The sequence below is a fragment of the Streptomyces sp. NPDC055815 genome (genome assembly GCF_053616475.1).
In genome coordinates, this window is record NZ_JBSHDU010000047.1 from 1 (window position 1) to 25,375 (window position 25,375).

At 68.6% G+C, this 25,375-nt stretch carries 21 protein-coding genes and 5 pseudogenes; 18 read left to right on the top strand and 8 right to left on the bottom strand.

The features are described from left to right. Positions 1-807 precede the first annotated feature (807 nt). From ACWGN5_RS26625 to ACWGN5_RS26655, 7 genes and pseudogenes are all read left to right on the top strand, one after another. Positions 808-1,185, top strand: a complete 378-nt coding sequence (locus ACWGN5_RS26625; protein ID WP_453519558.1) for a hypothetical protein — start codon at positions 808-810, stop codon at positions 1,183-1,185. Between the two features lie 274 nt (positions 1,186-1,459). Continuing rightward, positions 1,460-3,259 (top strand): serine/threonine-protein kinase, encoded by a 1,800-nt coding sequence (locus ACWGN5_RS26630; RefSeq protein WP_453519561.1) that lies wholly within the window; start codon positions 1,460-1,462, stop codon positions 3,257-3,259. A 43-nt stretch (positions 3,260-3,302) separates the two neighbouring features. Beyond that, a pseudogene (locus ACWGN5_RS26635) lies at positions 3,303-4,088 on the top strand (IS5 family transposase). A 255-nt stretch (positions 4,089-4,343) separates the two neighbouring features. Continuing rightward, a complete protein-coding gene (locus ACWGN5_RS26640; protein ID WP_453519562.1) occupies positions 4,344-4,706 on the top strand; it encodes a helix-turn-helix transcriptional regulator in 363 nt (120 codons plus the stop codon). A gap of 90 nt (positions 4,707-4,796) precedes the next feature. After that, positions 4,797-5,156 (top strand): annotated as a pseudogene (locus ACWGN5_RS26645) (STAS domain-containing protein); the annotation flags it as partial. 66 nt (positions 5,157-5,222) lie between these two features. Next, positions 5,223-6,437, top strand: a complete 1,215-nt coding sequence (locus ACWGN5_RS26650; RefSeq protein WP_453519685.1) for a PP2C family protein-serine/threonine phosphatase — start codon at positions 5,223-5,225, stop codon at positions 6,435-6,437. A gap of 563 nt (positions 6,438-7,000) precedes the next feature. Then, complete coding sequence (locus ACWGN5_RS26655) at positions 7,001-7,825, top strand: hypothetical protein (RefSeq protein WP_453519686.1); 825 nt, start codon at positions 7,001-7,003, stop codon at positions 7,823-7,825. 277 nt (positions 7,826-8,102) lie between these two features. Here the strand turns inward: ACWGN5_RS26655 and ACWGN5_RS26660 are convergent. Beyond that, a pseudogene (locus tag ACWGN5_RS26660) lies at positions 8,103-8,294 on the bottom strand (IS110 family transposase); the annotation flags it as partial. Positions 8,295-8,424: 130 nt separating this feature from the next. On the opposite strand from ACWGN5_RS26660, the gene ACWGN5_RS26665 reads away from it, so the two are divergent. From ACWGN5_RS26665 to ACWGN5_RS26680, 4 genes are all read left to right on the top strand, one after another. Next, positions 8,425-8,718 carry a DUF2188 domain-containing protein gene (locus ACWGN5_RS26665; RefSeq protein ID WP_453519564.1) on the top strand — a complete coding sequence of 98 codons (294 nt, stop codon included), beginning with the start codon at positions 8,425-8,427 and terminating at the stop codon, positions 8,716-8,718. Positions 8,719-9,561: 843 nt separating this feature from the next. Continuing rightward, positions 9,562-9,771, top strand: a complete 210-nt coding sequence (locus ACWGN5_RS26670; protein ID WP_453519566.1) for a hypothetical protein — start codon at positions 9,562-9,564, stop codon at positions 9,769-9,771. Between the two features lie 886 nt (positions 9,772-10,657). Beyond that, positions 10,658-12,118, top strand: a complete 1,461-nt coding sequence (locus ACWGN5_RS26675; protein WP_453519568.1) for a basic amino acid/polyamine antiporter — start codon at positions 10,658-10,660, stop codon at positions 12,116-12,118. 92 nt (positions 12,119-12,210) lie between these two features. Continuing rightward, on the top strand, positions 12,211-13,476 hold the full coding sequence (locus tag ACWGN5_RS26680; RefSeq protein ID WP_453519570.1) for an arginine deiminase: 1,266 nt from the start codon (positions 12,211-12,213) through the stop codon (positions 13,474-13,476). Between the two features lie 111 nt (positions 13,477-13,587). Here the strand turns inward: ACWGN5_RS26680 and ACWGN5_RS26685 are convergent, their stop codons facing one another. From ACWGN5_RS26685 to ACWGN5_RS26700, 4 genes are all read right to left on the bottom strand, one after another. Further along, positions 13,588-14,094, bottom strand: a complete 507-nt coding sequence (locus ACWGN5_RS26685; protein WP_453519572.1) for a DUF1269 domain-containing protein — start codon at positions 14,092-14,094, stop codon at positions 13,588-13,590. A gap of 14 nt (positions 14,095-14,108) precedes the next feature. Continuing rightward, positions 14,109-14,765, bottom strand: a complete 657-nt coding sequence (locus ACWGN5_RS26690; protein WP_453519574.1) for an FxLYD domain-containing protein — start codon at positions 14,763-14,765, stop codon at positions 14,109-14,111. Positions 14,766-14,812: 47 nt separating this feature from the next. After that, positions 14,813-15,907: a baeRF3 domain-containing protein gene (locus ACWGN5_RS26695; protein ID WP_453519576.1), complete on the bottom strand. Its 1,095-nt coding sequence runs from the start codon at positions 15,905-15,907 to the stop codon at positions 14,813-14,815. A gap of 223 nt (positions 15,908-16,130) precedes the next feature. Next, complete coding sequence (locus ACWGN5_RS26700) at positions 16,131-16,313, bottom strand: hypothetical protein (RefSeq protein WP_453519578.1); 183 nt, start codon at positions 16,311-16,313, stop codon at positions 16,131-16,133. 1,475 nt (positions 16,314-17,788) lie between these two features. Between ACWGN5_RS26700 and ACWGN5_RS26705 the strand changes: the two genes are divergently transcribed. Beyond that, entirely contained in the window at positions 17,789-18,202 is a 414-nt protein-coding gene (locus ACWGN5_RS26705; protein WP_453519579.1) for a hypothetical protein, read from the top strand. Between the two features lie 499 nt (positions 18,203-18,701). Here the strand turns inward: ACWGN5_RS26705 and ACWGN5_RS26710 are convergent, their stop codons facing one another. Beyond that, positions 18,702-19,022 carry a hypothetical protein gene (locus tag ACWGN5_RS26710; protein ID WP_453519581.1) on the bottom strand — a complete coding sequence of 107 codons (321 nt, stop codon included), beginning with the start codon at positions 19,020-19,022 and terminating at the stop codon, positions 18,702-18,704. A gap of 87 nt (positions 19,023-19,109) precedes the next feature. Here ACWGN5_RS26710 and ACWGN5_RS26715 point away from each other — a divergent pair, with 87 nt between their 5' ends. Then, positions 19,110-19,760, top strand: coding sequence for a class I SAM-dependent methyltransferase (locus ACWGN5_RS26715; RefSeq protein ID WP_453519583.1), 651 nt, complete (start codon positions 19,110-19,112; stop codon positions 19,758-19,760). A gap of 42 nt (positions 19,761-19,802) precedes the next feature. On the opposite strand, the gene ACWGN5_RS26720 is transcribed toward ACWGN5_RS26715, so the two are convergent. Continuing rightward, positions 19,803-20,635, bottom strand: a protein-coding gene (locus tag ACWGN5_RS26720; RefSeq protein WP_453519585.1) for an IS5 family transposase whose coding sequence is annotated in 2 segments (ribosomal slippage) — positions 19,803-20,243 and positions 20,246-20,635 — 831 coding nt in all. Because the reading frame shifts where the segments join, the coding sequence is not laid out codon by codon here. Between the two features lie 581 nt (positions 20,636-21,216). On the opposite strand from ACWGN5_RS26720, the gene ACWGN5_RS26725 reads away from it, so the two are divergent. The 4 genes and pseudogenes from ACWGN5_RS26725 to ACWGN5_RS26740 form a co-directional block, all read left to right on the top strand. Continuing rightward, entirely contained in the window at positions 21,217-21,690 is a 474-nt protein-coding gene (locus ACWGN5_RS26725; RefSeq protein WP_453519586.1) for a hypothetical protein, read from the top strand. A gap of 276 nt (positions 21,691-21,966) precedes the next feature. Beyond that, positions 21,967-22,676: pseudogene (locus tag ACWGN5_RS26730) on the top strand (IS630 family transposase); the annotation flags it as partial. Between the two features lie 467 nt (positions 22,677-23,143). Beyond that, complete coding sequence (locus tag ACWGN5_RS26735) at positions 23,144-23,311, top strand: hypothetical protein (RefSeq protein ID WP_453519588.1); 168 nt, start codon at positions 23,144-23,146, stop codon at positions 23,309-23,311. A gap of 114 nt (positions 23,312-23,425) precedes the next feature. After that, positions 23,426-23,524: pseudogene (locus ACWGN5_RS26740) on the top strand (cytidine deaminase); the annotation flags it as partial. 200 nt (positions 23,525-23,724) lie between these two features. Here ACWGN5_RS26740 and ACWGN5_RS26745 read toward each other — a convergent pair. Continuing rightward, the gene (locus ACWGN5_RS26745; protein WP_453519591.1) at positions 23,725-24,162 is read right to left on the bottom strand and encodes a hypothetical protein; all 438 of its coding nucleotides are present in this window, start codon (positions 24,160-24,162) and stop codon (positions 23,725-23,727) included. Positions 24,163-25,138: 976 nt separating this feature from the next. On the opposite strand from ACWGN5_RS26745, the gene ACWGN5_RS26750 reads away from it, so the two are divergent. Further along, a complete protein-coding gene (locus ACWGN5_RS26750) occupies positions 25,139-25,297 on the top strand; it encodes a hypothetical protein (protein ID WP_453519697.1) in 159 nt (52 codons plus the stop codon). The last annotated feature ends 78 nt before the right edge of the window (positions 25,298-25,375 follow it).

The following is a 25,375-nucleotide window of genomic DNA, read 5'->3' on the forward strand; positions in this document are numbered from 1 at the left end:
GACCTGAGTGGCCTGACTGTACCCGTACAACGACTCCCACGGCATGCCGAACCCGAATGCCTTCACCTGAGAACTCATGACTCACTCCCTTGATACAGTGCGCGGAACCGTCAGTTGCAGACAGGCCCCTTGCGCGTAGAAGTTACGGGTCCGTACAAACGATGCTTGTCTGGTAGCGCCTTCCAAGTGTTCTCTGTGCGCACAAAATTGGCTGCAGTGGGCTCCTCCGGGCGCCGGTGTGATGAGTGGAACCTGTATGCCGACGACGAGGTGCCCTGCCTCCTCACCACACCCGTCGGCCAGCCCGTTTCACCCTCCAGCAGAGGATGAAAGAAGCTCAGTGAGGTGCTGGGCCGCTCCATCGGCTTGACTATGAGAAGGGCGAAACGGTCAGGTTGGACCAAGGAGGACTCCTGTGCGAGCACGATCTCACGGGGCGCTCCGACTGTACCTAGAGCCCAGGCCAAGCCAATTCGTTACTCTGTGTGGCCATTTCATGGAAGTTGAGCCAGAACCACTTCATGTGAACGAAGCCACCCACGCGAGCGGAGAGCAGAGCCCGGTGACGGCCAGGCCGTCAATAAGCACGTGCCCATCCCCGCCGGTGCAGGGAACAGGCCGTCAACCTGGCCGACGGTGCGCAGGCCACGGGACCGTCCCTGCGCGAGCAGGGAGCAGCCTGCAGCGCTATCCCCCACACACAATCACCCGAACCGCATTCGCCGAAACCGATAGACCCGACACCCTCGCCTGTCCGGAAGTGGTACCTGATAGACCGCCGTTCCGCAGTCGTGATGGACTGCGGTCATGAGCCTTTCTGTAGACGTGTTCGTCGTCGGTAGCAACGGGCAGATCGACGTGCTGGATGTTCCTGCGGGTTGTTCGGATCTCGCGGGCTTCGAAAGCTGGCGTACCTCTGTTTGGGGATCCGAGGCCGTCCGCTCACTCGGCGCGAGCTTCTTTCCCGTCCTGGCGAATGAGGACCTGACTGTCTTCCCAGACCATGTGGCCGGTCTCCTGGCCGAATGCGCCGTAACCCGGAACAACCTCGAATCCGTAGCACCGAGCACCGATCCGTCCAAATCGCATGCGGAGTACGTAAGGCAGATTTCGCAGCGTCTGCAGAACATCGAAACAGCTGCTGAACGCGCACAGAGCATCGGCGGCGGTGTCCTCATCTGGTGACACGCCCCGTCGGACCACCCGTATACAAGGTGGGAGCAACAAGTCACGTACCCCATATGCCCCCGACGGGTACCGTTGCCTCCTGGCGGGACACTATGAGAACTCGCCGGGACTTGTCGCCGCTGGTCAAAGCCAATGCGGATCACACCCGTAAGAGCGCGACCAACACGCCCCGGTGACCGGCCCCTCGTCAAGGGCCGTCAAGGAGAGAACCGGGGGCACGATCCGCCACCCGCTCTGCAGCGTGTCGCCGACGCCCCGTAGGCTCCCGCCCATGAACGACTCGGAGCCCGGCAGACGGGTGATCGATGGCCGCTTCGAGCTCCAGACGCGGCTCGGCGGCGGCGGGATGGGCACGGTGTGGCGTGCGAGGGACATCGTGCTCGACCGGGCCGTAGCCCTCAAAGAGGTGCGCCCACCCGACCCGGGGCTCGCCGAGTACGACCCGCAGGCGGCTCGCATCCTGCGCGACCGCGTGTTGCGCGAGGCACAGGCGCTCGCTCGGGTCCAGCACCCTGGTGTCGTGACCATCCACCACATCGTGGACGGCGGCGAAAACACCTACCCCTGGCTCGTCATGGAACTGGTGACCGGCGGCTCGCTCGCGGACCAGTTGGCGATCGGGCCCATGGAACCCGTCGCCGCGGCCAGACTCGGACGCGAACTGCTCACCGCACTGCGGGCCGCGCACGACGCCGGCATCCAGCACCGGGACGTGAAGCCGGCCAACGTGCTGCTGCGGCCCGACGGCCGTCCTGTGCTCACCGACTTCGGCATCGCCGCCATCCGGGAATCGACCGCACTGACCGCCACCGGCTCCATCATCGGAACCCCCGACTACATGGCACCTGAGCGCATCTCCGGCGACGAGGGCGGCCCCGCCTCCGACCTGTGGTCACTCGCGATGCTGCTGTACGTCGCCGTGGAAGGCGCGCACCCGCTGCGCAGGGGATCCACGCTGGCCACACTGGCAGCAGTCCTCAGCGAGCCCCTGCCCCCGCCGCGCCGGGCCGGGGCGCTCGCAACAACACTGTCCGCCGTCCTCGTCAAGGACCCCACGGCGCGGCCGGACGCCGCCGCTCTGGACGCACTCCTCGCCGCAGCCGCCGAAGGCACGCCCCCCGGCACAGTCCCGGACGTCGCCACGTCCACCTCCTACCACCTCCTCCCGCCGGCGACGGCCGCCGCACCTGCGCCGACGACCCCGCCCGCGACCGGCTTCGGCCCGGCGACACCGTGGCCACACGAGGGGACGTCCCACCCGTCCGTCAGGCCGACGTCCTATCCGGCCGGCCCCACCCCCCACCCCACGCCGGGCCCAACCCCGTGGGACCGCGTGCCGCCAATCACTCCGCACGGGTCGCACGAGCCAGGGCACGCCGAACAGGCCCGGCGCCGTGCCCGCGGCATCGCCGTCGGCTCCACCGTGGCCGCGACGGTGCTGGCGGGGCTCCTCGCGTGGACTCTCATCCCCGGCCTCGGGGGCTCCAAGGACCAGGGCGCCCAGCCCTCCGGCCCGACCACGTCCGGCTCCCGCGCTCCCGCACCCAGCGCCTCCAACTCCGCAGACGTTCCTGCGAACACGGGCGACGACAAGGGGAAGCCGGCCGTGCGCAACCTGCTGACCCCGGATGGCATCCGCACGGCGCTCAAGGCGCTGAAAGAGGCCACGGGCACAAACCAGGTATGCGACCTCACCGTCTACCCGGAATACGTCTCCGCCCAGGTCATGGTCAAGGGCAGCAAGAGCCGCTACGACAGCTGGACCTACCGCCCCGAAACCGGCCCCGAAAAAGGAATCATCAGCGGCAGCGTCGGCCCCATGGACAGCCCCTTCAGCATGGACGAGTTCAACTGGGACGCCCTCCCCGCCCTGCTGAAACGAGCAGACAAAGAACTGAACGTCAAAGACATCTCGACGCGGTACCTGCTCGTCACAGGCGACGACCCGACCTTCGGCGACCCGAAGCACATGTCGATCTACGTCTCGAACACCTACAACCAGAGCGGCCGCATCGAAACCGACCCCACTGGCAAAGTCACCAAAGTCATGCCCAACGAAGCAAATGACTGACCCGGCTCCGACTGACAGCCGCACGGACGACCTGTGAGAGCGGGTGGCCCCGCTGCTGCCGCCCGCTCCCCCGCGCCGCCGCCGCTGTCCCAGGCGGTTACGTGTTCCCGAGCGGGCGGCGCTCGTCGGCGTCATGTACGTGTCGCGGACTGGTGTCGCCGGGTAAGACGTCCCGGCAGAGACCGTGGCTGTTCCGGGGCGACGGCCTGGCGTCGGCTGCGCGACCGGACGGAGGCCGGCGTGTGGCCGGGCGTGCAGGCAGCCCTGCCGACCGAGCTGCGTCGCGCCGATCTGCTGGACCTGGACGACTGCTCCGTGTGGGCGGGTCGCACGGCCGGGCACTCAAAGGGGGACCATGTCGGCCCCTCACCCGTCGACCGCGCCCGCCACGGCTCCGAGCATCACCTGATTGTCGACCGCCACGGAAGCCCGCTCGCCGTCACGCCCACCGGCGGCAATCGGCACGACGTCACCCGGCTTCTGCCGCTGCTCGACACGGTCCCGCCGATTTTCGGGGTCGGCGGGGATGTCCCCGCCGCAAGCCACGGCGTCTGTATGCCGACCGGGGCCACGACTTCGGCAAATACCGCCGCCTGCTGTGGAAGCGCGGCATCAAGCCGTTGATCGCGCGATGCGGCGTCGCCCACGGCTCCGGTGGGCAAGGTGCGCTGGGTGGTAGAGCGCACCTTCGCCGGGCTGCACCGGTTCAGACGGCTCCGCACCCGGTACGAACAACGCCCCGACCCTCCATCGCGGACTGCTCGAACTGGCTTGCAGCCTCATCTGTCCACGGCGGCTCCTGCAGGCGCGCCAACCACCGCGTCAGTAGCGGAGGCGAGTCTCGGACCCGTCGATGCACAGCATGCAGTTCTGGAGAACCCGCAACGAAGGCTGCTCGCCGCAACAGGAACCAGTCTGAGCTCCAGGTCCTGCAACGGCTCTAGCGCAGCCATAGTCCGAGATCCGTCCGGGTCCGGCCCGCTGAGGGCGTGCGCCAAGGGCCGCGGCGCCCGGTAGAGGTGCATTGGAGGATTCTGGGTTCCGGTCTGGCGAAACCGGAATCGCAAATCGTATAATTTCGGGCATGGAGCAGGTCGAGCCTCGGACCAGCTGGACGTTCGTCACCAACCACGCCCGGATCCTCGCCATGATCCTTCGCGATCCGGAGATCCGGCAGCGTGACCTGGCCGACAGCTGCGGGCTCACGGAACGGGCGGCCGGAGCCATCGTCCGCGATCTGGAGAACGCTGGGTACCTCACCCGGGTACGCCACGGCCGCCGCAACCACTACGAGGTCGCACCAGGGACCCTCTTCCGCCATCCGGCCGAGGGGCGCCACGAGGTCGCGGACCTCCTGCACCTGCTGGTCGACCTCGGCCCACGGGCCGGAGCGACCGGCCACCCTCCTGCGGACGGTGACTACCGTGAGCACGCATCTCCCGGCTGACCCCCGGCCCGGCGCGGGCCAGGGCCCAGCATGCCGCCACCTCCCGTCAGGCCTTCTGCCCGCCGTATCGGGGTGTGAAGGGAAAAGCCCATGACCTCTCTTCCCGACCCGCTGCCCTTCGTCGCGGCGGACCACATCAGCGGCACCATCCGCCGTTCCGTGGTCAGTGTGCTCTTCGAGCCCGAGCCGCATCGGGCGCTGGCCCGCGTGCGCGGCGAGATCGACATCGACGACGGTGACGGACTGCGCAGGGACCTCATCTCAGCTCTGAGCTCCAGCCGCGACGGCCTCGACCTGGACCTGTCCGCCGTCACCTTCTGCGACACCACCGGACTGCACATCCTCCTGGACCTGGACCGGCTGGCCCTGGCGGCCGGCAAATCCCTCGTGCTGACCGCCCTCAGCCACCCGGTCGCCCGCCTGCTACGCATGAGCGGGGTTGAGCGTGTGCTGACCATCCGCGCCCCGTCCACTCCTCCCCGGCGGGGAGGGAAGCCTGTACTCGGGGAGGCTGCTGTGGCAGGTGAACGGACCGGGCTGAGCAACGTGCTGGCAGCAGCCGAGAACGCCGCACCCGTGCGCTCCCTCGATGTCGTGGCACGCAATCTCCGCGACCGGTTCGACGCGCGATTCGTATCGTTCCTGTTCGTGGACATCGCCGGCCGACGCCTCCTGCGCGTCCACGACACGGCCGCCGAGCCCGGGCAACCGCCTGCCGAACAAGTCCCCCTCGCGGGCAGCAGCATCTACGACGACGTGCTGCGCAGCCAGGAGCTCATCGTGACCGCAGACGGCCAGGACGGCCATCGGGTGCTGGCCCCGGTCACCAACCGCGGTGACACCATCGGCGTCCTGGAGCTCTTCCTCACCCGGGCCACCACACCAGAGATACGCACTCAGGTTCAGGAAGCCGCGCATGCGCTCGCGTACATCATCGTCACCGACCGCCGCTTCACCGACCTTTACCACTGGGGCAACCGCACCGGGCCGGTCAGCCTGTCCGCAGAGATCCAGCGCCAGCTCCTGCCCTCCGCTTCCTGCTGCGAGGCCCCCGAGCTCACCCTGGCCGGCGCCCTGGTCCCGGCCTACGACATCGCGGGCGACACCTACGACTACAGCCTGGACGCCCGGACCCTGCACCTGTCGATCATCGACGCCATGGGCCATGACGTCAGCGCCTCACTCATGGCCACCCTTCTCGTCAACGCCTCCCGCGGCGCCCGCCGCGCCGGCGCCGGTCTCGCGGAACAGGCCCGCCAGATCCACCAGGCCCTCGTCGACCACGGCCAGCACAGCCTCGCCACCGGACAGCTGCTGCGCATCGCGCTGGACGGCACCCGCTCCCAGCTCGTCAACGCAGGCCACCCGCGGCCCTACCTCCTGCGCGACGGTACGGTCACCGAACTGGCCCTGGCCGTGAACCTGCCGTTCGGGATCCCCTCGCAAGTGCCTTACCAAGTCCAAGACCTCGACCTGCGCCCTGGTGACCGCCTCCTCCTTCACACCGACGGCATGCAGGAACGCGACGCCGAAGTGGTGGACCTGCCCGCTCTCCTGCGCACGACCGAAGCCGAACACCCCCGCGAGGTCGTGCGCACCCTGGTCGGCGCCGACGCCGACGCCTACGGCGGCCACCCGCCGAAGGACGACGCCACCGTCCTGTGCCTGGACTGGCACGGGCCGGGCCCCTCGAACACAGCAGATGAACGGTCCGCCCCCGCCGATGCGTAGAACACCGGGCGCCGGGCGATCGCGGCTGAGCACGAGCGGTCCCAGCGCGCCGTGGGGGCGCCGGTGCGGGCAGTCGACCAGCTGGGCCCCGGTCCGGATCGCGCGCGGACGACACGCCAGGGCCGGCTGCGACGGCCTTATCGGGACTTGGCGACGGCGTCGGCGAGCTGGTTCCTGGGTCGTACTGGAGCGCCCTCTGACGCCGGCCTTGGTGGCCTTCTCGTACAGCTCGACCTTGGTCAGCGACTGAAGTGACCCGGCGCCCGAGGTGCCGGTGCGCTTCCCGCAGGAGGCTGCAGAGACGGCTGGCCCTGGCGGGGGCCCTGGCCCTTGCGGGGCTCCTGGCCGCGATGTTGCCCCGCGGCCGCCGACAACGGCACGAACTGGACCGCACTGCCGTCCATGCCCACGGCGCGTCGGGGCCTGGGTTCGGCCGTCGCGCCCTGCCCGCCAAGCCAGACCGGCACCTGCGTCTACGCCGTGGGGGCGACGCCTTCACCTCTCAGTTCGGCACCGTGGAGTCGTACAACCCTGCAAACAACTCCTGGAGCACGGTGCGGTCGATGACCGTGCCCAGGCATTCTCTCGGCGCCGCGGCCGGGGGCTGTCCGCCGGGGCAGACAGGCATCTGCGTGTACGCCGTGGGCGGGTACAGCAATGGCTTCAGCGGCGCAGCGGAGTCATACAATCCGGCCACCAATGCCCGGAGTCCGGTGGCATCGATTCCTACTCCCCGGGCCAATGCCGGCGTGGCGGCCACGACCTGCCCACCTGGCCAGAGCGGGACGTGTGTTTACGTCGCGGGCGGTAACAGGGCGGACATCTTGGCCAACGTGGACTCGTACAACCCGGCCACCAATGCCTGGACGGCACTGCCGTCACTGCCGAGGCCTCGCAACCAGCTCGCAGCAGCCGCCGTGCAGTGCCCTCCCGGGATCAACGGCACCTGTGTCTACGCCCCGGTGGATACCTCGGCGGGACCGCAGCCCGGGCATCTCCGGCATCTCCGGCACCTTCGAAGCCCTCGACCCTCCACCTCCCTCCGAAAATTGAGAATGCCGGCGCCGCCGGGGTCCGTCGTTCAGGTGGGGAGATCAACAGAGCAGGCTGGGATAGGTCCCGTTCGTCCCGGAGGGCGTGCAGCACGGGAACGAGGTTGGGCACGTCTTCGGACATACGAAGCCGCGCCGCCCCATGCGTCTGTAGCAGAGCCTTTCGAAAGTCGGCTCTCGTCGATCAGGTTTGCGCTGGGCGAAAAGCCCAATGGAGCGGTTGCCACCTCAGGCGCTCAGGAAGCCAAGTTCCTTGCACAGTCCGTGTGTAGCCTGTCGATCTGTTCGAGAGCGCGGGCGGGGGCGGATGGTGTCTGGTGGACCGTGGGCGGGTGATGACCTTGGCCACAACGGCGAGGTTCACGAGCGTTGGCTGCGGCTGCTGAACAGGTCGACCGGAGGTCCCGATTATCGGGATGAGTGGTTTGACGAGCAGTGCGGTGGGTGCCGGTTCTGGGTCGCGCTGAGCGGCCGGCTGGGTGGTGACTGGGGGGCCCGCACCCACGCCGCGTCGACGTTCGATGGGCAGGTGCGCTTCGAGCATGACGGCTGTGCCTCCTTCACGGTCCGCGAAGACGGCTCGTTCGGCTTGACGGGAGCAGTAAAGAAGCGGCTAGGCGGCCACCGCCAGGGCAGACGCTGGTGTAAAGGCCACGGCTGCATCGAAGCGGTGGCCGTGGCGGAGGCAGTGATAGAGCTGGCCGATCATGCGGTTGAACCGGTTCCGCTGGGCTGACGCGTGCCAGTCGCCCTGGTCACGGCGGCGCCGGTAGTGGGCCTTGGCACCAGGGACTGCCCACGCCCACCGATCCACGGGAAGGCTTCACCCGCCCGGATGAAGTCAGATGTCACAGCCCCGGCGCTCTCCAACAGCTCGACCCCCTTCACAATCGGCCAGGCCGTCCTCACATACGGCGTAGGCGAGGAGCAGGATCATGGCAGCGAAACGGACCGTGTACCACGTCGAACCGTCCGGCGAGCGGGCGGCGGCAGCAGGCGTAAAGTGGCAGGTCGAGGCCAGAGAGGGACGCCGGCTGCTCCACGAGCCGCACCGCACTCAGCAGGAGGCGATCGCCTCCGCCCGCCGGCGCGCCAAGGAGCACACCCCCGCACAGGTTGTCGTCCACGCCCGCGACGGGCACATCCGCACCGCGTACACCTACGGCGACATCCCGGCGTCCCCTGACGGGCGTGGCAGAAGGGCAGGACAGCGCGGAGGCGTCTTCTGAGTGCAATGACGCCGAGCGGCACGCCGATAGCAGGGCGGGGTGTCGGTTCCGATGTGGGCCGGGTGGCGCTGCAGTCACCCAGGCCTCCTCGACTGCATCAGGTGCCCTTGCATGCTTCGATCGAGGCCCCGGCGGGCTGCAGTGCCGCGCAGGTGTTTCTCAGCCTCCCGGCAGGCACTTCTCTGCCCCAGGGGATCATTCTGGCTGCCGGTGTCCTCACAGCTGTCGGACCACCGACAGCGGCAGTTCGCCGGCTCCCACGTTCACGGCTCAGGACCGAGCAGCGGGGCTACCTCTTCGAGGGCGGGCGACTCGCAGTGCGGTCGTTCGAACCCGCCGTCGGACCGGAAATCCCTCAGACCCTCACCCCACAGACCCGGCAGATCTGAGCCACCCCAGGGACAGTACCCACGGCATCGACGAGCGCGCGATCATCCCCGCCGTCGCACCGATATCCCTCGGCCGCAGCCACCGGTTCGACCGCGCCTGGGGGCCGGCCACGCTGTGCGCTCTGATCCGCTGGTGGATCAACCAGCCGCCCGTGTCCCGCGCTCCGCCCGGCTCACTGAGGCCGCCCCCACCATCCTCACCGTCGGCGACCGAGCATGACGTCCCCTACCCCACTGCTGCAGTCCGGGCAGGTGCCGGTCGCCGTACTCGCCGGTGCGTCTATCCAGGTCACTCTGAGCGTCCTCCGGTGGAGAAGACGCCCGGCCGGGGTATGTCGTTTCGCGCCAGGCACCCCTGAAATCCATGAGGAGATCGCCCATGTACGCGGTAATCCGGCGTTACGAAGGAGTGACCGACTCTGCCGAGGCAGGACGCCGAGTGGACGAGGGATTCGTGCCCATCCTTCGCAGAGTCCCCGGTTTCGTCGCCTACTACTGGGTGGACGCCGGAGACGGAGTGATGGTCTCCACCAGCGTCTTCGACGACCAAGCCGGGGCCGAGGAATCGATCAAGCAGGCGGCCGCCTTCGTCAGGGACAACCTCGCACCCCTGCTCCCCCACGGTCCACAGGTCACAGCCGGCCCGGTGGTGGCCAAGGGGTAGTGACCTGCGCAGCGGGTCGCCACATCCTCACCGCCTGCCACGGCGTCACGGTCGTTCCAGTGAGGGCCATCGAAGGCCCGAGCGCCGTGTTCCTCCAGGTCGAGCCGGCCTTTTGAGAGGGTCGTCGACCGGTCGTGGTCGTCAACCTCGTGATGCTCCTGACGCACGACCGGCCCCCGCACCTCACGACCTCAACCCGCCATCGGTGTGACATCGGTGCTGTACGGCGCCCCCGACCCCCTCGACCGCCCCGCCCCGCCTCCACCGCCTCGATCGACAACGCCCCCACCATCGCAGCCGATCTCTTACAGGTGCTTCAGCCCTGAAGACTGGTCGCCGCGGGCGCCGTCGACGCGAACCTCTCCACCGTCACCGGCCGGCTCCCTCCGACCGGCCATCGTCTCCCGGCCACCCTCAGCCTCATCGCCGTGGAGATGTACGTGGCCTGGGCCCCCGCCAGCACGAACACCCGCCACAACGCACTGCGGTGCCGGGATACCACGGACCCGGTCACCGTGGTGCTCGGTGGGAGCACTCCGGCGTCACCGCCCCGGCGCGCCGAAGGGCGTCCGCCCAGCACCATCTGAGGGCAGCTGGACCGGGGTCAGCCGCGGGGCCAGGCTGCGTTGACCGTCTCGCCTTCGCCACTGGAGCGATCTTCCAGAGTGAAAGGGTTGGCAAATCAGGACAAAATATCCCATCGGGGGCTAGATTCCCCTTTCAGTGGGCGGTCGAGCATGGTCGTCTGTCACTTCCTCGCGCAGGGGGCACCGGTGGAGACCGAGGAGCAAGGCGGGCCGACCCGGTCTGCGCTGCGCGTGCCCTCAGGCTGCGGCCGGCCGGTGGCCACTGCCACAACGGAACGCTCCCGTCTACGAGGTACGCCATGACCCAACCGGAAACCAGTACCGAGGCCCCTTCCGACGGGTCGCCGCCCGCGGCCAAGCTGACGCTGCTGACGCTCACCGCCATGGTCGTCGGCTCCATGGTCGGAGCCGGCGTCTTCTCCCTGCCTCGGCGGTTCGCCCAGGAGACGGGCGTCGCGGGGGCGCTGATCGCCTGGGCGGTCGCCGGCGTCGGCATGCTGATGCTCGCCTTCGTCTTCCAGACGCTCGCGGTCCGGCGCCCGGACCTGGACGCCGGCGTCTACGCGTACGCCAAGGCCGGCTTCGGCGAGTACCTCGGCTTCTTCTCCGCCTTCGGCTACTGGGCCAGCGCCTGCGTCGGCAACGTGACCTACTGGGTCCTGATCATGTCGACGATCGGTGCCATCGCCCCGGCACTCGGCGACGGCGACACCGCCCTTGCGATCGTCCTGTCCTCCGTCGGGCTCTGGTGCTTCTTCCTCCTCATCCGCCGGGGGGTGAAGGAGGCGGCTGCGATCAACCGGATCGTCACCGTCGCCAAGATCGTTCCCATCATCGTCTTCATCATCCTGGCGCTCTTCTCCTTCGAGCCGTCCGTCTTCGCGGACAACTTCGGAGGCGCCGACTACGCGGGATCGCTGTTCAACCAGGTCAGCGGCACGATGCTGGCCACCGTCTTCGTCTTCCTCGGCGTCGAGGGCGCGAGCGTCTACTCGCGGCATGCCAAGCGCCGGGAGGACGTCGGACGGGCCACGATCCTGGGCTTCCTCAGCGTCTTCGCGATCTTCGCCTCGGTGACCATCGTGTCGTACGGCATCATGCCGATGAGCGAGATCGCCGAGCTGCGGCAGCCCTCCATGGCGGGCGTTCTGGAGGCCGCCGTCGGTACCTGGGGCAAGGTCTTCGTCAGCGTCGGCCTGATCGTCTCCGTGCTCGGCGCCTATCTCGCCTGGACACTGATGGCCGCGGAAGTGCTGTTCGTCGCGGCCAAGGACAAGGACATGCCCCGCTTCCTCGGGCGCTCCAGCGGTGACGACGTTCCGGTCCCCGCCCTGCTCCTGACGACGTCCCTGAGCCAGGTCGTCCTGGTCGTCACGGCCTTCTCCGACGACGCGTTCAACTTCGCCCTGGACCTGACGAGCGCCCTGAGTCTCATCCCGTTCCTCCTGGCCGCCGCCTTCGCCGTGAAGATCGCGCTGCGGCCGCAGGCGGAGCGGGCGGTCGGGGGCGGCACCCGGCGCGAGCTGGTCGTCGCCGTCGTCGCGACCCTCTACACGGCGTTCCTGCTGTACGCGGCCGGGCTCAAGTTCGTCCTCGTCTCCTTCATCCTCTACGCCCCCGCCACCTTCCTGTTCGTCAAGGCCAGGCGGGAGCAGAACCGGCGCCTGTTCTCCCCGGCCGAAGCCGTCATCTGCGCGGTCTCCGTCGTCGGGGCCGTCATCGGTGTCATCGCCCTCGCCGCCGGCTGGATCGAGCTCTGAACCTGTCGGGGACACGTATCCGGCCGGACACGTATCCAGCCAGACGCGTATCCGGCCGGACACGTATCCGACTTCCCTCGGAAAGGCTGACCATGAATAGCACCCAGACCGGCTCCGTCCCGTCCGCGCTCGGCGTCCACTCCGAGGTCGGACGGCTGCGCAAGGTCCTGGTCTGCGCCCCCGGCCTCGCGCACCGGAGGCTGACCCCGACCAACTCCGACGACCTGCTCTTCGACGACGTCATGTGGGTGGAGAACGCCCAGCGCGACCACGCCGACTTCGTCAACAAGCTCACGCAGCGCGGTGTCGACGTCGTCGAACTGCACCAGCTGCTCGCCGAGACCATGGCGATCCCCGAGGCGAAGGCCTGGCTCCTCGACCGGAAGATCGTGCCCAACGAGGTCGGCCTCGGGCTGGTCGACGACACTCGCGCGTTCCTCGACTCCCTCGCCCCGCGCGAGCTTGCGGAGTTCCTCATCGGCGGACTGTCCACGGCCGACCTGCCCGATGATTTCCGCTCCGGGTACGTGTCCCTCGCGAGGGAGGGAATCGGGGCACGCGAGTACCTCATGCCGCCCCTGCCGAACACGCTCTACACCCGCGACACCACCTGCTGGCTGTACGGCGGCGTCACCCTGAACCCGCTGTACTGGCCCGCCCGTCACGGCGAGACGCTTCTCATGAAGGCCGTCTACGCCTTCCACCCCGACTTCAAGGGTTCGAACGTCTGGTGGGGCGACCCCGAACAGGACTGGGGCCAGGCCACCTTCGAGGGCGGTGACATCATGCCGGTCGGCAACGGAGTCGTCCTCATGGGCATGAGCGAGCGCACCTCACGCCAGGCCATCACCCAGGTCGCCGCCGCTCTGTTCAGGAACGGCGCCGCCGAGCATGTGATCGTGGCCGGCATGCCGAAGCTGCGCGCGGCCATGCACCTCGACACCGTGTTCACCTTCGCCGACCGCGACATCGTCACGCTCTACCCGACGATCATGGACGCCGTCCACACCTTCTCGCTGCGGCCGACCGACAAGGCGCCGGGCGTCGAGATCACCGACGAGGGCACCACCCCGTTCGTCGACGTCGTCGCCAAGGGCCTCGGTCTGCCCGAGCTCCAGGTGATCGAGACCGGCGGCGACGTCTACGCCTCCGAACGCCAGCAGTGGGACAGCGGCAACAACGCCGTGGCACTCGAACCCGGTGTCGTCTTCACGTACGACCGCAACACCCAGACCAACACCCTGCTGCGCAAGGCGGGGGTTGAGGTCATCACCATCGTCGGCGCCGAACTCGGCCGCGGCCGGGGCGGCGGCCATTGCATGACCTGCCCGCTGATCCGCGACGCGGTCGACTTCTGAACCGCCCCACGCGCGTCTGGACAGGCGCCCACGGGGCTGCCGACACCCTTGTGAGGGAGTCGGCAGCCCCGTGGGCTCGACTGCGTTCCCCAGGACGGCTCAGCCCTGGAGTCAGCCCGTCGTCTCGGGATCGGGACCGGCGAGCTGCTCGGCGAGCTCCCGCTCGCTCTCCTGCGGGAGGGAGGTCTTGAGGACCGTTCCGCCGAGGGGCTCCATAGCGGCGGCGAACCGGTCCTCGGTGATCTTGGAGGCCATGATCACGACGGCTGCCGAGCCGGGCTCGAGAAGGTCACTCACCTTCTTCCGGAACCCGTTGTCGACACCCATCTGGTTCAGCTTGCCGATGAGACCTCCGAGCGCCGCGCCCACCACCCCGATGGCCGGGGTGAGGATCAGGATGCCGAAGACCATGCCCCACAGCGCGCCGGCCGTGGCGGAGAGGGCGATCTCCTCTTTCTTGGCGGGGGTGTCCACATGGGTCTCGCCGTCCTCGTCGACCCTGACGACAGCGAGACCGTTCAGGTCGACGACATGGTCGTCGCGGAGCTTCTGGACCTCTTTGAAGGCCTTGGTCGCCACCTTGTGATCGTCGTAGCCGATGACGATGAGCTCGGACATACGGGGTTCCTCTCTCAGTACCTCTGTGCTTGGGTGAGGCGCGGCGTGAGCACCGGCTCCGGGGGCTGCCTGCTGATGACCAGGGGCTGCTTCCGCTCGCCGGGCGCGAGGTCCTCGGCACCGACGAACTGGGTCTCGACGACCTTTCCCGACGGGTCGAGGAAGTCGACCCGGGCGGCGTAGGAGGCCTTCGCGCTCGTCTTGTTGGTGATGGTGACGACGACGGTGAGCCGGCCGTTCGTGTCGGCCCGGGGCTTGCCGGTCATGCCAACCTCGTTCAGGGCGTTCCCCCTGCCCTCGACGCCCTTCAGGGCGTCCTCCGCCGCCTGCCGGGATCGTTCGACCTCGGTGCCGATCGACGCCTGGCGCGACGCCTCCCGGGCGGAGGCCGAAGCCGCCGCGGACGATGCCGAGGCCTGCGCGGAGGCGATCCGCGACTCCGCCGCCGAGGCGACGGAGGAGGGGTGCTCGCCGGAGAACGAGGCGGTGTCGGGCGCCGTGGGACGTTCGCTGAACGCGGGTCTCCCGGCGTCGTCCCCGCCCGAGTCGCAGGACACGAGGCCTGCCGCTGCGAGCGCGGTCGCGACGACGGCGACAGCGGCGCCGGCCGCCCGGGATCGGACCGGCCGGGCGCGGGCCGGCCGGCTCCCGCGGGGCGATGAGGTGTTCACGGTGCCTCCCATGCCGTGCGGTCGTGAGCGATGACCGTGCTTCGCCATCAGTAGCGCAGCGCCGCGGCGATGCGATGCACGTCCGCCAGGGCGTCGTCGTGGACGAACCGCACCTCGGCGCCCGTCTCCAGCGCCTGTTCGACGATCTCGTCCACGATGTCGTCGCGGGAGTCGAGGTCCGACGGGTCCGCGGGTTCGAGATGATCGCCGTAGTCGCGTACGACGGTCCGGTAGTGCTCCTCGACGCCGAGCAGACGGATCCGGCCTTCCTTCGCGGCCTCGTGCACCTCGTCGAGACCGCCGGCGTACTCACGTCGCCCCCGTGCCGCATCCAGCTCGGCCAGCACGGTGGCCGTCACCGCCTCCTCGTGGGCGGCGAGCAGCGGCGCCACGGCCTTACGCACGGCTTCCTCGGGCCCGTGTCCGAGACCGCCCTGATGGAGGGTGTCCATGCCCTGCGGCAGCGATCCCGTCTCTTCGAGGAGAGCGACCGCCGGCGGCTCGCCGATCACGTACAGCTGTCGGTTCTCGGAGGCGAGGACGGTCCGCAACGCCTCGTGCGCATGCCGGAAGAAGGTGCGCGTGTCCTCGTCGCGGAAGGTGCTCGGCAGGTCCCCGATGCGTTCCTTGCGTTCGGCGTCCGGGTCGTCCAGGCTCCGCGTCAGCGGGAATCCGTCACCCGTGTGCTCGACGGCCCGCTCGGGTGAGCCGTTCCACAGCGAGATCCGGTCCGCCGCCACCGTCAGGGCCCAGTAGGGACGCTCGGCGGAGCGGGCGGCGACGAGATTGCGTGTGAGGAAGGTGTCGGCGATGACCACCCGCTCCGGGACCGTCCGCGCCACCGTCCACACGTGGTGCTCGCCCGGCGCCACGTAGATCACCAGGCCGTCCTCCGCGTGGACGAGGTCGACCTCGGCGACCGCCCGCTCCAGCTGGCTCAGCACGTCCGCACGCCGCTCACGCGTCACGCCGGGGTCGCTCTCGAGGTCCTTCTCGGCCCTGGCCAGGAGGTTGCGCAGCCGTACGGGATCCTGAGCGTTGTCCGGCGCGCGACGGTGGGTCGGCATCACGAGCGACACCGCGGGGTACGGACGAGGCCGGCGCAGCTTGGCAAGCGCTTCAGGACTGAGCTCGGGGTACATGAACACACCTTTCGATGGGCAGGAAGGACCCTGGCGGTGCAAAGGGCCGGTGCTCCGCTGCCGGGCTTGCCACGTCACCGTCGGCGACCGGGTCCGAGTGCAGGTGGGCGAGCTGCTGACGCCGGCTCTGCGGCGGTCGTGCCGATGACCTCGAACATCACGGACCATGACTTCACGACCTCATGACTTCATGGCGGCGTGGCGGCGTGATGGAAGCCTTTCCTCAGCGACAAGGACGAGATGACGCCCCTGTCGTCGGCGCAGGGCCGACAAGGGCGTCGACCGAGACGACCGCGAACCCGTTCACACCCACGACGCGGTCGCGCTGCAGCGCATGCGTCATCGTGCAGCAGGCCTTTCCGGCCGCGGCGTGATCGTCGCATCCGACGACGGTGAGCTCGGACATCCACACCCTCCAGAGAGTCCCGCAACCGGCTGCCGGCGCGAGCTGGGGCACACGGGGTCTCAGCGCACCGAAGCCCGGTCCACAATTCGCCATCATTGCCCGAAAGAGACCCATTCGCGAGTCGGCGACCGCCCAGGGCCGGCCCATGGCGGCGTACGGCGAGACGCCTGCACATACCGCAGCCAGGCATCAGCGGCGATGGCTCATGGCCGTGGCATCACGCCCCAGATCGCGCACCGAACGCCCGCCCGCCCGGGCGCGTAAACCGGCGGCAGCGAGAGCAGCTGGAACCCGCGGCTCTGCCCGACTCCCCCTACTGACATGCAGACCGGACCGCCGCACACAGCCGTCCCCGCGGTTGCTGGGAACAGTACCGGCGCCGATGCGAAGAGATGCTCGTCTCCGGACCATCCCCGCGCAGGCGGCGGCCGACCACCGCCGCCCCGTTCACACCCGCACACCCGGCGCGCCCGCTGCCACCCCAACCTGCCGGGTAGTGCGTCTCCCCTCCCGGCACAGAGCCAACAGGTTTGCGTGAGATGTGAAGCCCCTCTGACGGGACCACTCACTCGACTGCCCGCAGTTCCCGAAGCGCCGTGCCACGAGTGGTGGGACGGCGATGAGAGCCCGGTCCGTCGCCGCCCACTGTGCCGTCAGGCTGCTGTGCCATGGAGACGGAACCCTTCGGTGCACCCCTGGTGGTCTCCGAGGTGGCGTGATTTCGGGTGAGCTCGTCCGCGTGGTGGGATCCAGCCGATCGCCCTTCGTAGGAGTACCTCCTCACGGACGGGCCTTGCACTCGACCAGGCGAACCACTGTCCCCGGACAGTGGACTTCGGCCGATTCTTCTGTACCTCTCGCAGGACATCGACCCCCATGTGCTGGTCGAGAAGCCGGCTTCCCTCCACAGGGCACCACGGACCCTGGTCCTGGAGGGCATCACGGACCCAGGCGTCAGCGAGGTGCATGGCGCAGGTCTTCCAGAGCTTCTCGAAGGCGGGGGCAAGACGGTAACGGCCTGGGTCCATGCGAGGCAGTGGATCGGCAGCAGGGACCGCACCGGGATACGCAAGGCGACATCGTGCCGATGCCGGCGGTCACCCCGCGGCAGGTACGAACCCTGCCTGCGAGCGTGGGAGGGCGCCTTCGACGCGTACCTCCATCTGAACCAGAACCGTGGACCGACTCAGAGGAGGACGGCCTGCTTGTCTGGGCAAACACCGAGCACGAGAACCTGTACTGCTGGCGGATCGACGACGGAGAGCCCGACCACTGGCCCGTCACCACATGCAGACGTCCGACGGCGAGAACGTCCCCTCCGACTGTTCCACCAGCTTCGGTTGGCGATTGCGGTGAACGGCTCTCGCGGTGGCCTGTCCGCCCATGGCCGTACGGGACACGGGAGGAAATCCGTGGGGCAGACAACGGCGCTCCGGCTCTTGGCTGTTGGGCGCGGGCCGTGAGATCGTCCGCAGGTGAGCGACGCTGCTGGGGAAACGATTTCGGCACGACCGGACGACCGTACCCCGTCCGTTCTGCGCTTCGTGGTGGAACTCGTCGCCTGGGTGGCTACGCCCTGGGCGCTGGCCGTCCACTCATGGCTGCTCGCCGCCCTGTCCGTGGTGCTCCTGATCGGCCTTCCCACGTGCTTCTCCACCCCGGGTGACAAGGCGAACGTGATCATCGCAGTACCGGGCTGGGTCACGATCCTTCTGGTGCTTCTCCAGCTCGCCGCAGCCGTGGCCTCCTCGTGGCTGGCCTGGCCCGCGTGGGCGGCGGGCCCCGTGACCCTGCTGGCCGCCGCCACCCTCGCCACGGAGCGGCGACGCTGGCGGTGGCTGGCATCCGGCGCACCAACTCGTCAGCCGGGGCGCTCATCCGCCAACTGAGCACTCGGTCACGACTGAGCCGAAGCTCGATACCTGTCACCCGACGTGCCGATCGACCTGGGTTGAGGTGCGCGACGAAGCATGGGATCCGGCCTGAGGTGTGGGTGATCGACGATGTGTCGTTCCCCAGGTGTGGCACGGCGTCGGGCCGTGGTCCGCGCGCCGCCCTCGAGGGGGATCCCCGCGTGCAGTTCACCGTGTCCGGGAGCCCACCGGCACCTTGCAGGTGCCCTGTCCGGAGCTGGCGCTGACGAAGCGCGCGTCGGGGGCAGTGTTGCTGACTGGACGTTCTCGGCATCGGTCGGCCCGTGGTTGGTCGCGGTGACCGCATAGGTCAGATTGGCTCCGCTGACCACGCTGTCCGGGACGCCGCTGAGCGCGAGGGCCAGATCGGCGGTCGCCCAGCTGGCCGAAGATGTTGCCCCCCAACTTCGGGCAGTGCAGTCGCACAGTACGGCCAGGCTGTGGAGATCGCCCGCGGCGATGTCAGTCACACGGCTCAGTAGGCCGACGGGTGTGCTTCTCGGGATTCGTGTGCCGTCGCCTCCTTGTCCGAAGTGTTGTAACTCCACCCAAGAGCACGGGAGTTGGATTGCAGCGCCAGGCTGTGGCTACCTCCGGCGGCAATGGCGGTGACCCCGGTGAGGGGGTTTGCGGCGCAGTTGGACGGGTCGGGCGCGCAGACCTGCGCGGGCGTGAGCCGTTCTTTGTCGCTCGTGACGTCACCCTGCTGGCCGGCGGCGTTCAGGCCCCAGGCCACCACGGTGCCGTCGGCCCGTACGGCCAGGTTGCGACCGTAGCCTGCTGCGACGGCGATCACGTCGTTCAGGAAGGAACCTAGGGCACGTTTCAGAAGTGGATCAAGCGGTGACTTGCGGAGTCGGTGAGGGCCGTATGCTGCACCTGCATGAGGGATCTTGGTAGTCAGGTCGCGTACTGGGACAGCGTCGGCGCAACGAAGACGTTCACGCATCCGGTGAATCTCAGCTGGCTGGCGGGGGTGAGCCGGAACGCTCGGGTCCTGGACTACGGCTGTGGATACGGCCGTGTCATGGCCAAGTTGAGCGAGCACGGCTTCTCTGATCTCTCCGGTGTGGACTTGTCTCCCGCGCTGATCGAGCGGGGCCGCCAGTTGCGGCCTGACCTGCGCTTCAACGTCCTGGAGTCCCCGCCGGACCTGACCTACGCGTCGGAGAGCTTCGATGTCGTCCTGCTGTTCGCGGTGCTGACGTGCGTCCCCGACGATGATGCTCAGCGGGCACTGGTCGCCGAGCTGAGCCGCGTCCTGGCGCCCGGCGGGCTGCTCTACGTCAGCGACATGGTCTTGCAGGACGACGAACGAAACCACAACCGCTACGTCACCCACGCCCAGCAACATGGCACACCGTACGGGGACTTCGCCACTGACGACGGTGCGGTGTGCCGGCATCACGACATCGCAGAGCTGCGCGCTCTGCTTTCGAGCTTCGACCTGGTGGACGAGCACCGGATTGAGGTCGCCACGATGAACGGCCATCGGTCGCAGGCAGTGCAATTGCTGGGCCGCAAGCGGAAATGATCACAGCCACTCATTGATGGCCGCGATCAGCACGGTCGCCTCTTATCGGACAGAGAGCTTGTCGTACCTCGTCGCCACCGCACGGTGCCGCTTCAGGCGGTTGATCCCGCACTCCACCGCGTGGCATTCCTTGTAGTCATCGTTGTCGAACTTCAGTGGCCGGCCCCCGCGGGAGCCGCGGTTCTTGCGGTTGGCGATCTGATCACGCTTCTCCGGGATCGTGCAGCGGATATCGCGTCGGCGCAGGTAGGCGCGGTTCGCGCGGGAGCCGTACGCCTTGTCCGCGCGGACCTTGTCCGGCCGGGTGCGCGGCCGTCCCGGGCCGAGCCGGGGCACGCGGATGCGGCCCAGGACGACCTGGAACTGCGGGGAGTCACCGCGCTGCCCGGCCGTGATCACGAGCGACATCGGCTTCTGGGCCTGCTCGACCGCCAGATGGATCTTGGTGGTCAGTCCGCCGCGGGAACGTCCGAGCCCGTGGTCCCCGGGCTCGGCGAAGACGCCGCCGGGCAGCTCGACCTGCAGATCCCCCTTTTGCGGGCACCGGCCGCGTGCTGGTGAGCGCGGGCGATCGTCGAGTCGACCGAGATGTCCCAGGTGATCAGCCCTTTCGCATCGGCCTGGGCCTGGAGCTGCTCGAAGATCCGGTGCCACGTGCCGTCGCGCTGCCAGCGACGGAACAGCCCGTACACCGTCTCCCACGGCCCGTTCCGCCCTGGCAGATCCCGCCACGGTATGCCTGTACGGGTCCGGAACCGTATCCCCTTGATCAGCTGCCGCTTGGTGTGCACCGGCGGCCGACCAGGCTTGATGCCTTGCGGCAGCAGCGGCTCCAGCACCGCCCACTGAACGTCTGTCAGATCACCCCGAGCCACGGAACGTGATCATTGCATGACCTTGATCCACTTTTGAAACGCGCCCTAGAGGGCGCCGCGGTCGGACGGCGCAGACCTGCAGCAATGCGACCACGCCGACGGGCAGGGCACGTTCGCCGGAAACCGGCCATGGAAGGCACATCTCATGATCATCTTCTCGCGCGGATCGCGAACGGTCCTGGTCGAGCTCTCCTGAGGGCGCCCTAAGGACGAATCCTTGGGGCGAAGATCCCTCCCCGCACCCACACGAGTCATTTGCCTGCAAGGACCGTCGGCCGCGGAGCCTGCATTGTCGACGACAGGCACTGGATCGGTCTGCCACAGCTTCGACGATCGCGTCGTGCGACGCGCACCCAACCGGCCACGGAAAAACGGGTGGGCGGTCCGCTGGACGGCCTGCTCTTCGACGTCACCGGCCGGGGCTCGGACGAGCTCGCCCAGGGCACCGCGCTCATCACCGAGAGCGGACACTACGGAACGGGAGCACGCGCCCCGTCCGGCCGGAAATCTGGTCATGCGCGGTACTTCGAAGGGGAGGCGCACTCCCTCTGGCCCCGGACTGACCGCCGTAGGCTGACCTCATGGGTTTCTTCGAACGACTGAACGGCATCAGGCGCCCGGCAGGCGGCGTGACACCGCTCACCGCGGCCGCGGTCCGCGATGTCATCCTCGCCGTGAACGGTCCGGAGTCGCCCTACAGGGTGCGCCTCGCCAGCCCTTCGGAGAAGGCCGACCTGATAGCGGACTGGCGGATCCAGCACCGCTCCTTCGGCGAGGACGTGGACCTGCATCTGAGCATCCGCATGCGGCTGGACCCTCACCGGCGCGAGGTGCGGGCCCTCCAGGAGCAGCGGTCGCGTACCCGGGGCCGGCTGTCGGGGTCGCATGAGTACGGACGCGGGGCCGGGTTCTCGGTGGACTGGACGTACGAGCGGGGTCCCGACGGTCGCCGCCGTAAGGTCAAGACGTTCGACACCCGGGACATGAGCAACGTCCTCCGTGAGGCGGTTCTCGGCGCCGGGTGGGCATGGCGGCCCCGCCTGCTGAAACTCTGACCGCCTGCGACCGGCGCACCCTGCACCAAAAACGCCCCAAGGAAGGACAGTTCCCGAACAGGTTGAGTGGATCGACCCGTGCGCGGTAGATCCGGGGCGCCGTCCTGCCCGAGACAAGGCTCGGCGGCTGACTGCACTCAGGAGGCCGCTCCAACGCCGACCGAGGCCACACGGGCCCACAAACCCCCACACGACTACTCGGAACTGGCTGGCGGACCCTCGCCGAACTGCGTCGCGGTGCTGTGCCGGGCGGCGCGTGGCCGTCACTTTGTCCGGGTGGCAGAACGAGTACGTGTGCGCGGGATCGACGATGCCGAAGGCAGACGGCTGCTTCGCATCACGCGCCGGGGAACCGGGCCGGTGGTGACCTGGCGGCGTGCCCAGATGGCCTTGCTGACCTCCCAGGGCATCCCAGTGCCGAAGATCGCCGAAGCGACGTTCACCAGCGCGGACCGGGTCCGGGATGTGATCCATAACTTTCTGGTCACGGTGGGGGTCGTTGACGACATCTGCCACGAGGGCCTGCGCATCCTGCTCCGCGAGATAGGCGTCTCGATTCGACGCCTGAACACCTGGAAGACCTCCCGCGACCCCGGCTACGCAGCCAAGAAGACCGGGGGGGCGAACATCTCTGCGCGATCGCCGACGGCGAGGTCATACCCGAGGAGAGCGAGTGCGAAGTCATCTTTGGCATAGATGAGTTCGGGCCGCTCAATCTGATGCCCCACCCGGGCCGGCAGTGGGGCAAGCACAAAGACACCGACCGTGAACCACGCCTCAGAAGGCGGGCGACCTGCAACCGCTACGGCGGAGTCCGGCACCTGTTCGCCGCATTGGACCTGGCCAAGGACAGGCTCTACGGCCAGATCAAGCCGAGGAAGAGCCACACGAGGTTCCTGGAGTTCTGCCGCTACCTGCGTAGCCTCTACCCGCCCGAGGTCCGTAGGGCGATCGTGCTCGACAACTTCTCCCCGCACCTGACCACGCTGGCTTTGTTCACGTTCAGCAGCAGCGTTTGTCTGCCGGTTTGGGCGTCAGTTGGTGATCACTGGGCCTCGGAATGTTCACGAGAGATAGCGTCAGCGCATGGGCAGCGTGGCCTGGACCGCTGGCTCGGGTGTCAGGGGGACATGTTGGCGCCCCGGAAAGACGTTCGCCGCCTGCCGTCTAACCTCTCCTCTTGGGGGGTGGGATTATGGAAAAGTCGATCTTGGTTGAGTCCATCAGGCACTCCGCTGTGTGCCAGGGGTGCGGTGCCGAGGCGGAGTGGTGCGGTGTTCAGGCGCTGGTGGGCGAAGCATTGCGGTGGGATGTTGAGTCGACGTGCACGGCCTGCGGGTTCGCCCTGGCTGTGTGTGGCGGTGACCTGCCAGAGGAACTGCGTGGCCGACTGCTCTCCGAGCATGGACGGGCAAGGTTGCGGGTAGCCCCGCCCACGAGGAACGCCGCCATCATGCGGGTGCTGCGGGCGGAACTCGGCATCGGCCTGGACGGCATCCGAGCCGTGCTGGAGCAGGTCTTGACCGGGCAATACTCGGGGACCCTGCCCGAGATGGAGCTCCTGGCGCGGAAGCTGCGGGCATCAGGCATCGAAGCGGCCGCTTCACGGACGGTGGATTGAGTGAGCCTGCCGGGCGGAACGACTGGGTTCGGCGAGGACGGCCCGCCGCCGGGTGGGCGGCGGGCCGTCGAGGTAGGTAGTGGTAGGGATCAGCCGACCTTGGCTGCCTCCTCAGTCATCGTCGGCGAAGGCGATCGCATCCGAACCGTCCTCAGCACCGACCTGCTGCCCGCAAGCTACATCTGGGCCGACCACCAGCTCGACGTCGGGTAACCGCGCTATTCAGCTGACGCCGACACCGCCAGCCGACATCAGGGCAAACGATGCCTGATGCGGCACCAGCCGTGCGACGAAGCGGGGAAGGAGTACCCGATCGTCTCCTTGAAGACGGACTGACCGGTCCCGGGCCGATGGTCTGAGACAGACGAAAGGGGTGCCACCCACCTGCGGGTGACACCCCTTCTTCGTGCGTCCTACATGGAGGAGTCGTCGAACGGGTTGTTCATCACGCCTGAGGCCTCGCAGCTCGCGATCGCGCCGCTGCTGGCGCCGATCTTGCAGACCTCGAAGTAGGCGTTGTCGATCCAGCCGGCCTCCAAGTACGTGCTCCAGGAGGCGCTCGTCTGGCCGCTCGGCACGGTGCGCATCTTCCAGACCTTGTGGCCGGCTTCGCCGTTGGTGATGAGGCGGATGCCGACGACGTAGCCGTCGGTCGCGCGGTCCTGGGCGGTGATCTGGATCGGGTCGAGACGGTAGGGGTTGATCCGCCAGCCGATGACCATCCGCCCGTAGTACGAGTTGGTCGAGACCGTCTGCTCGGTGCCTGACGCCGCGGCCGCGGGGCTGGCGAGGAGCGGAGTGACGACGGCGGCCAGAGCCGCGCTGGCGACGAGACTGCTCTTGAAACGCAAGGATCCCCCAGGGTAAATATTTTGGCCGAAATTGCATGCTCTAGGTCGAATCCGATCATGCCTGACCACACCTCAACTTGCCTAATCCGGCGTGCCCTTCCGCCTTCCATGACTGCTCGCCGCTACCGGCGGCCAGCGTCGACGGCAAGAGTGCTGCTTGCGGGGGCAGGAGCCGTCGCCGTACTCGTGCGCGGGCTCGGCGACACCGGCCCGGCCGGCCAAGGACGCCGTCGCCGATCCCCGGTGTGCGAGCCTGGCCATGAGCCGTCCGGCTCGATCAGCCGATCGGTGGTGCGAGGTATCCCGGCGCATAAGCGTCACCGGAGGGGGTTACGCGGGCGATGCCGGGTGAGTCTCATCGCGGCAGGCTCGGGCCGTCGGGTTGTCTAGTGGGTGGAGGTGCCGGGTGTCGTCGGTTGCGGGTCTGCTGGAGGAACGGGAGTTGGCCGCGCGTGAGCGCGCGTGGAAGGGCTGCGGGAGGAGGCGGACCGGGTGCTGACCGAGCTCGCCGAGGCGGAGACGGACTGGCAGGAGTGACTGATCGCCCGCCAGCGTGTGGGCGAGGTCCTGGCCGCGCCCCGACCCCTGGAGGCTGGCCGGGGTGATCCGGTCACGATCGAGCAGCCCTCCAGGCCGGAGCCGGAGCCAGGCCCCGAGGCGCCTGCCCCGGTGGCCGCGCCGCGCGCCGCGCGTGCGGGTTCGATCGTGCCGGTGTGGCGGCCCGGGCTTTCGGAGGCCGTGCTCGCGGTGGACTGCCAGCGGTTCTTGGCCGTACTGGCGGAACGCCGGTTGGGTGGAGACGGGGTGGTGCCGTGCCAGGAGATCGCCGCCGTGTTCGGCTCGGAGCCGTGCCCGGCCAGCGTCGAGGGTGTGCGGTCGAGGATGAAGCGGTTGACCGGCCGGGGCTGGACGGTTGAGCCGGCCCCGGGCCGGTTCACGCTCGCCGACGGGCCAGTCTGCGGTCATGAGTCGGGGCATGGACCACAGCACCATCTACTCGTGGACGGCGGGCAGGGTCTCGTCGTCACGCACGACGCGGCGCGAACGCAGCAGCCAGCCAAGCGTGCGCTCCACCATCCAGCGCCTCGGCAGCACCACGAACCCCGTGACGTCGTCTGAGCGTTTGACGATCTGAAGGGTGAGGTGCAGCTTATGGGTTGCCCATTTGCGAACAGGCGGCCCGCGTAGCCGCCTGTTCGCATGGGCGGCCGGC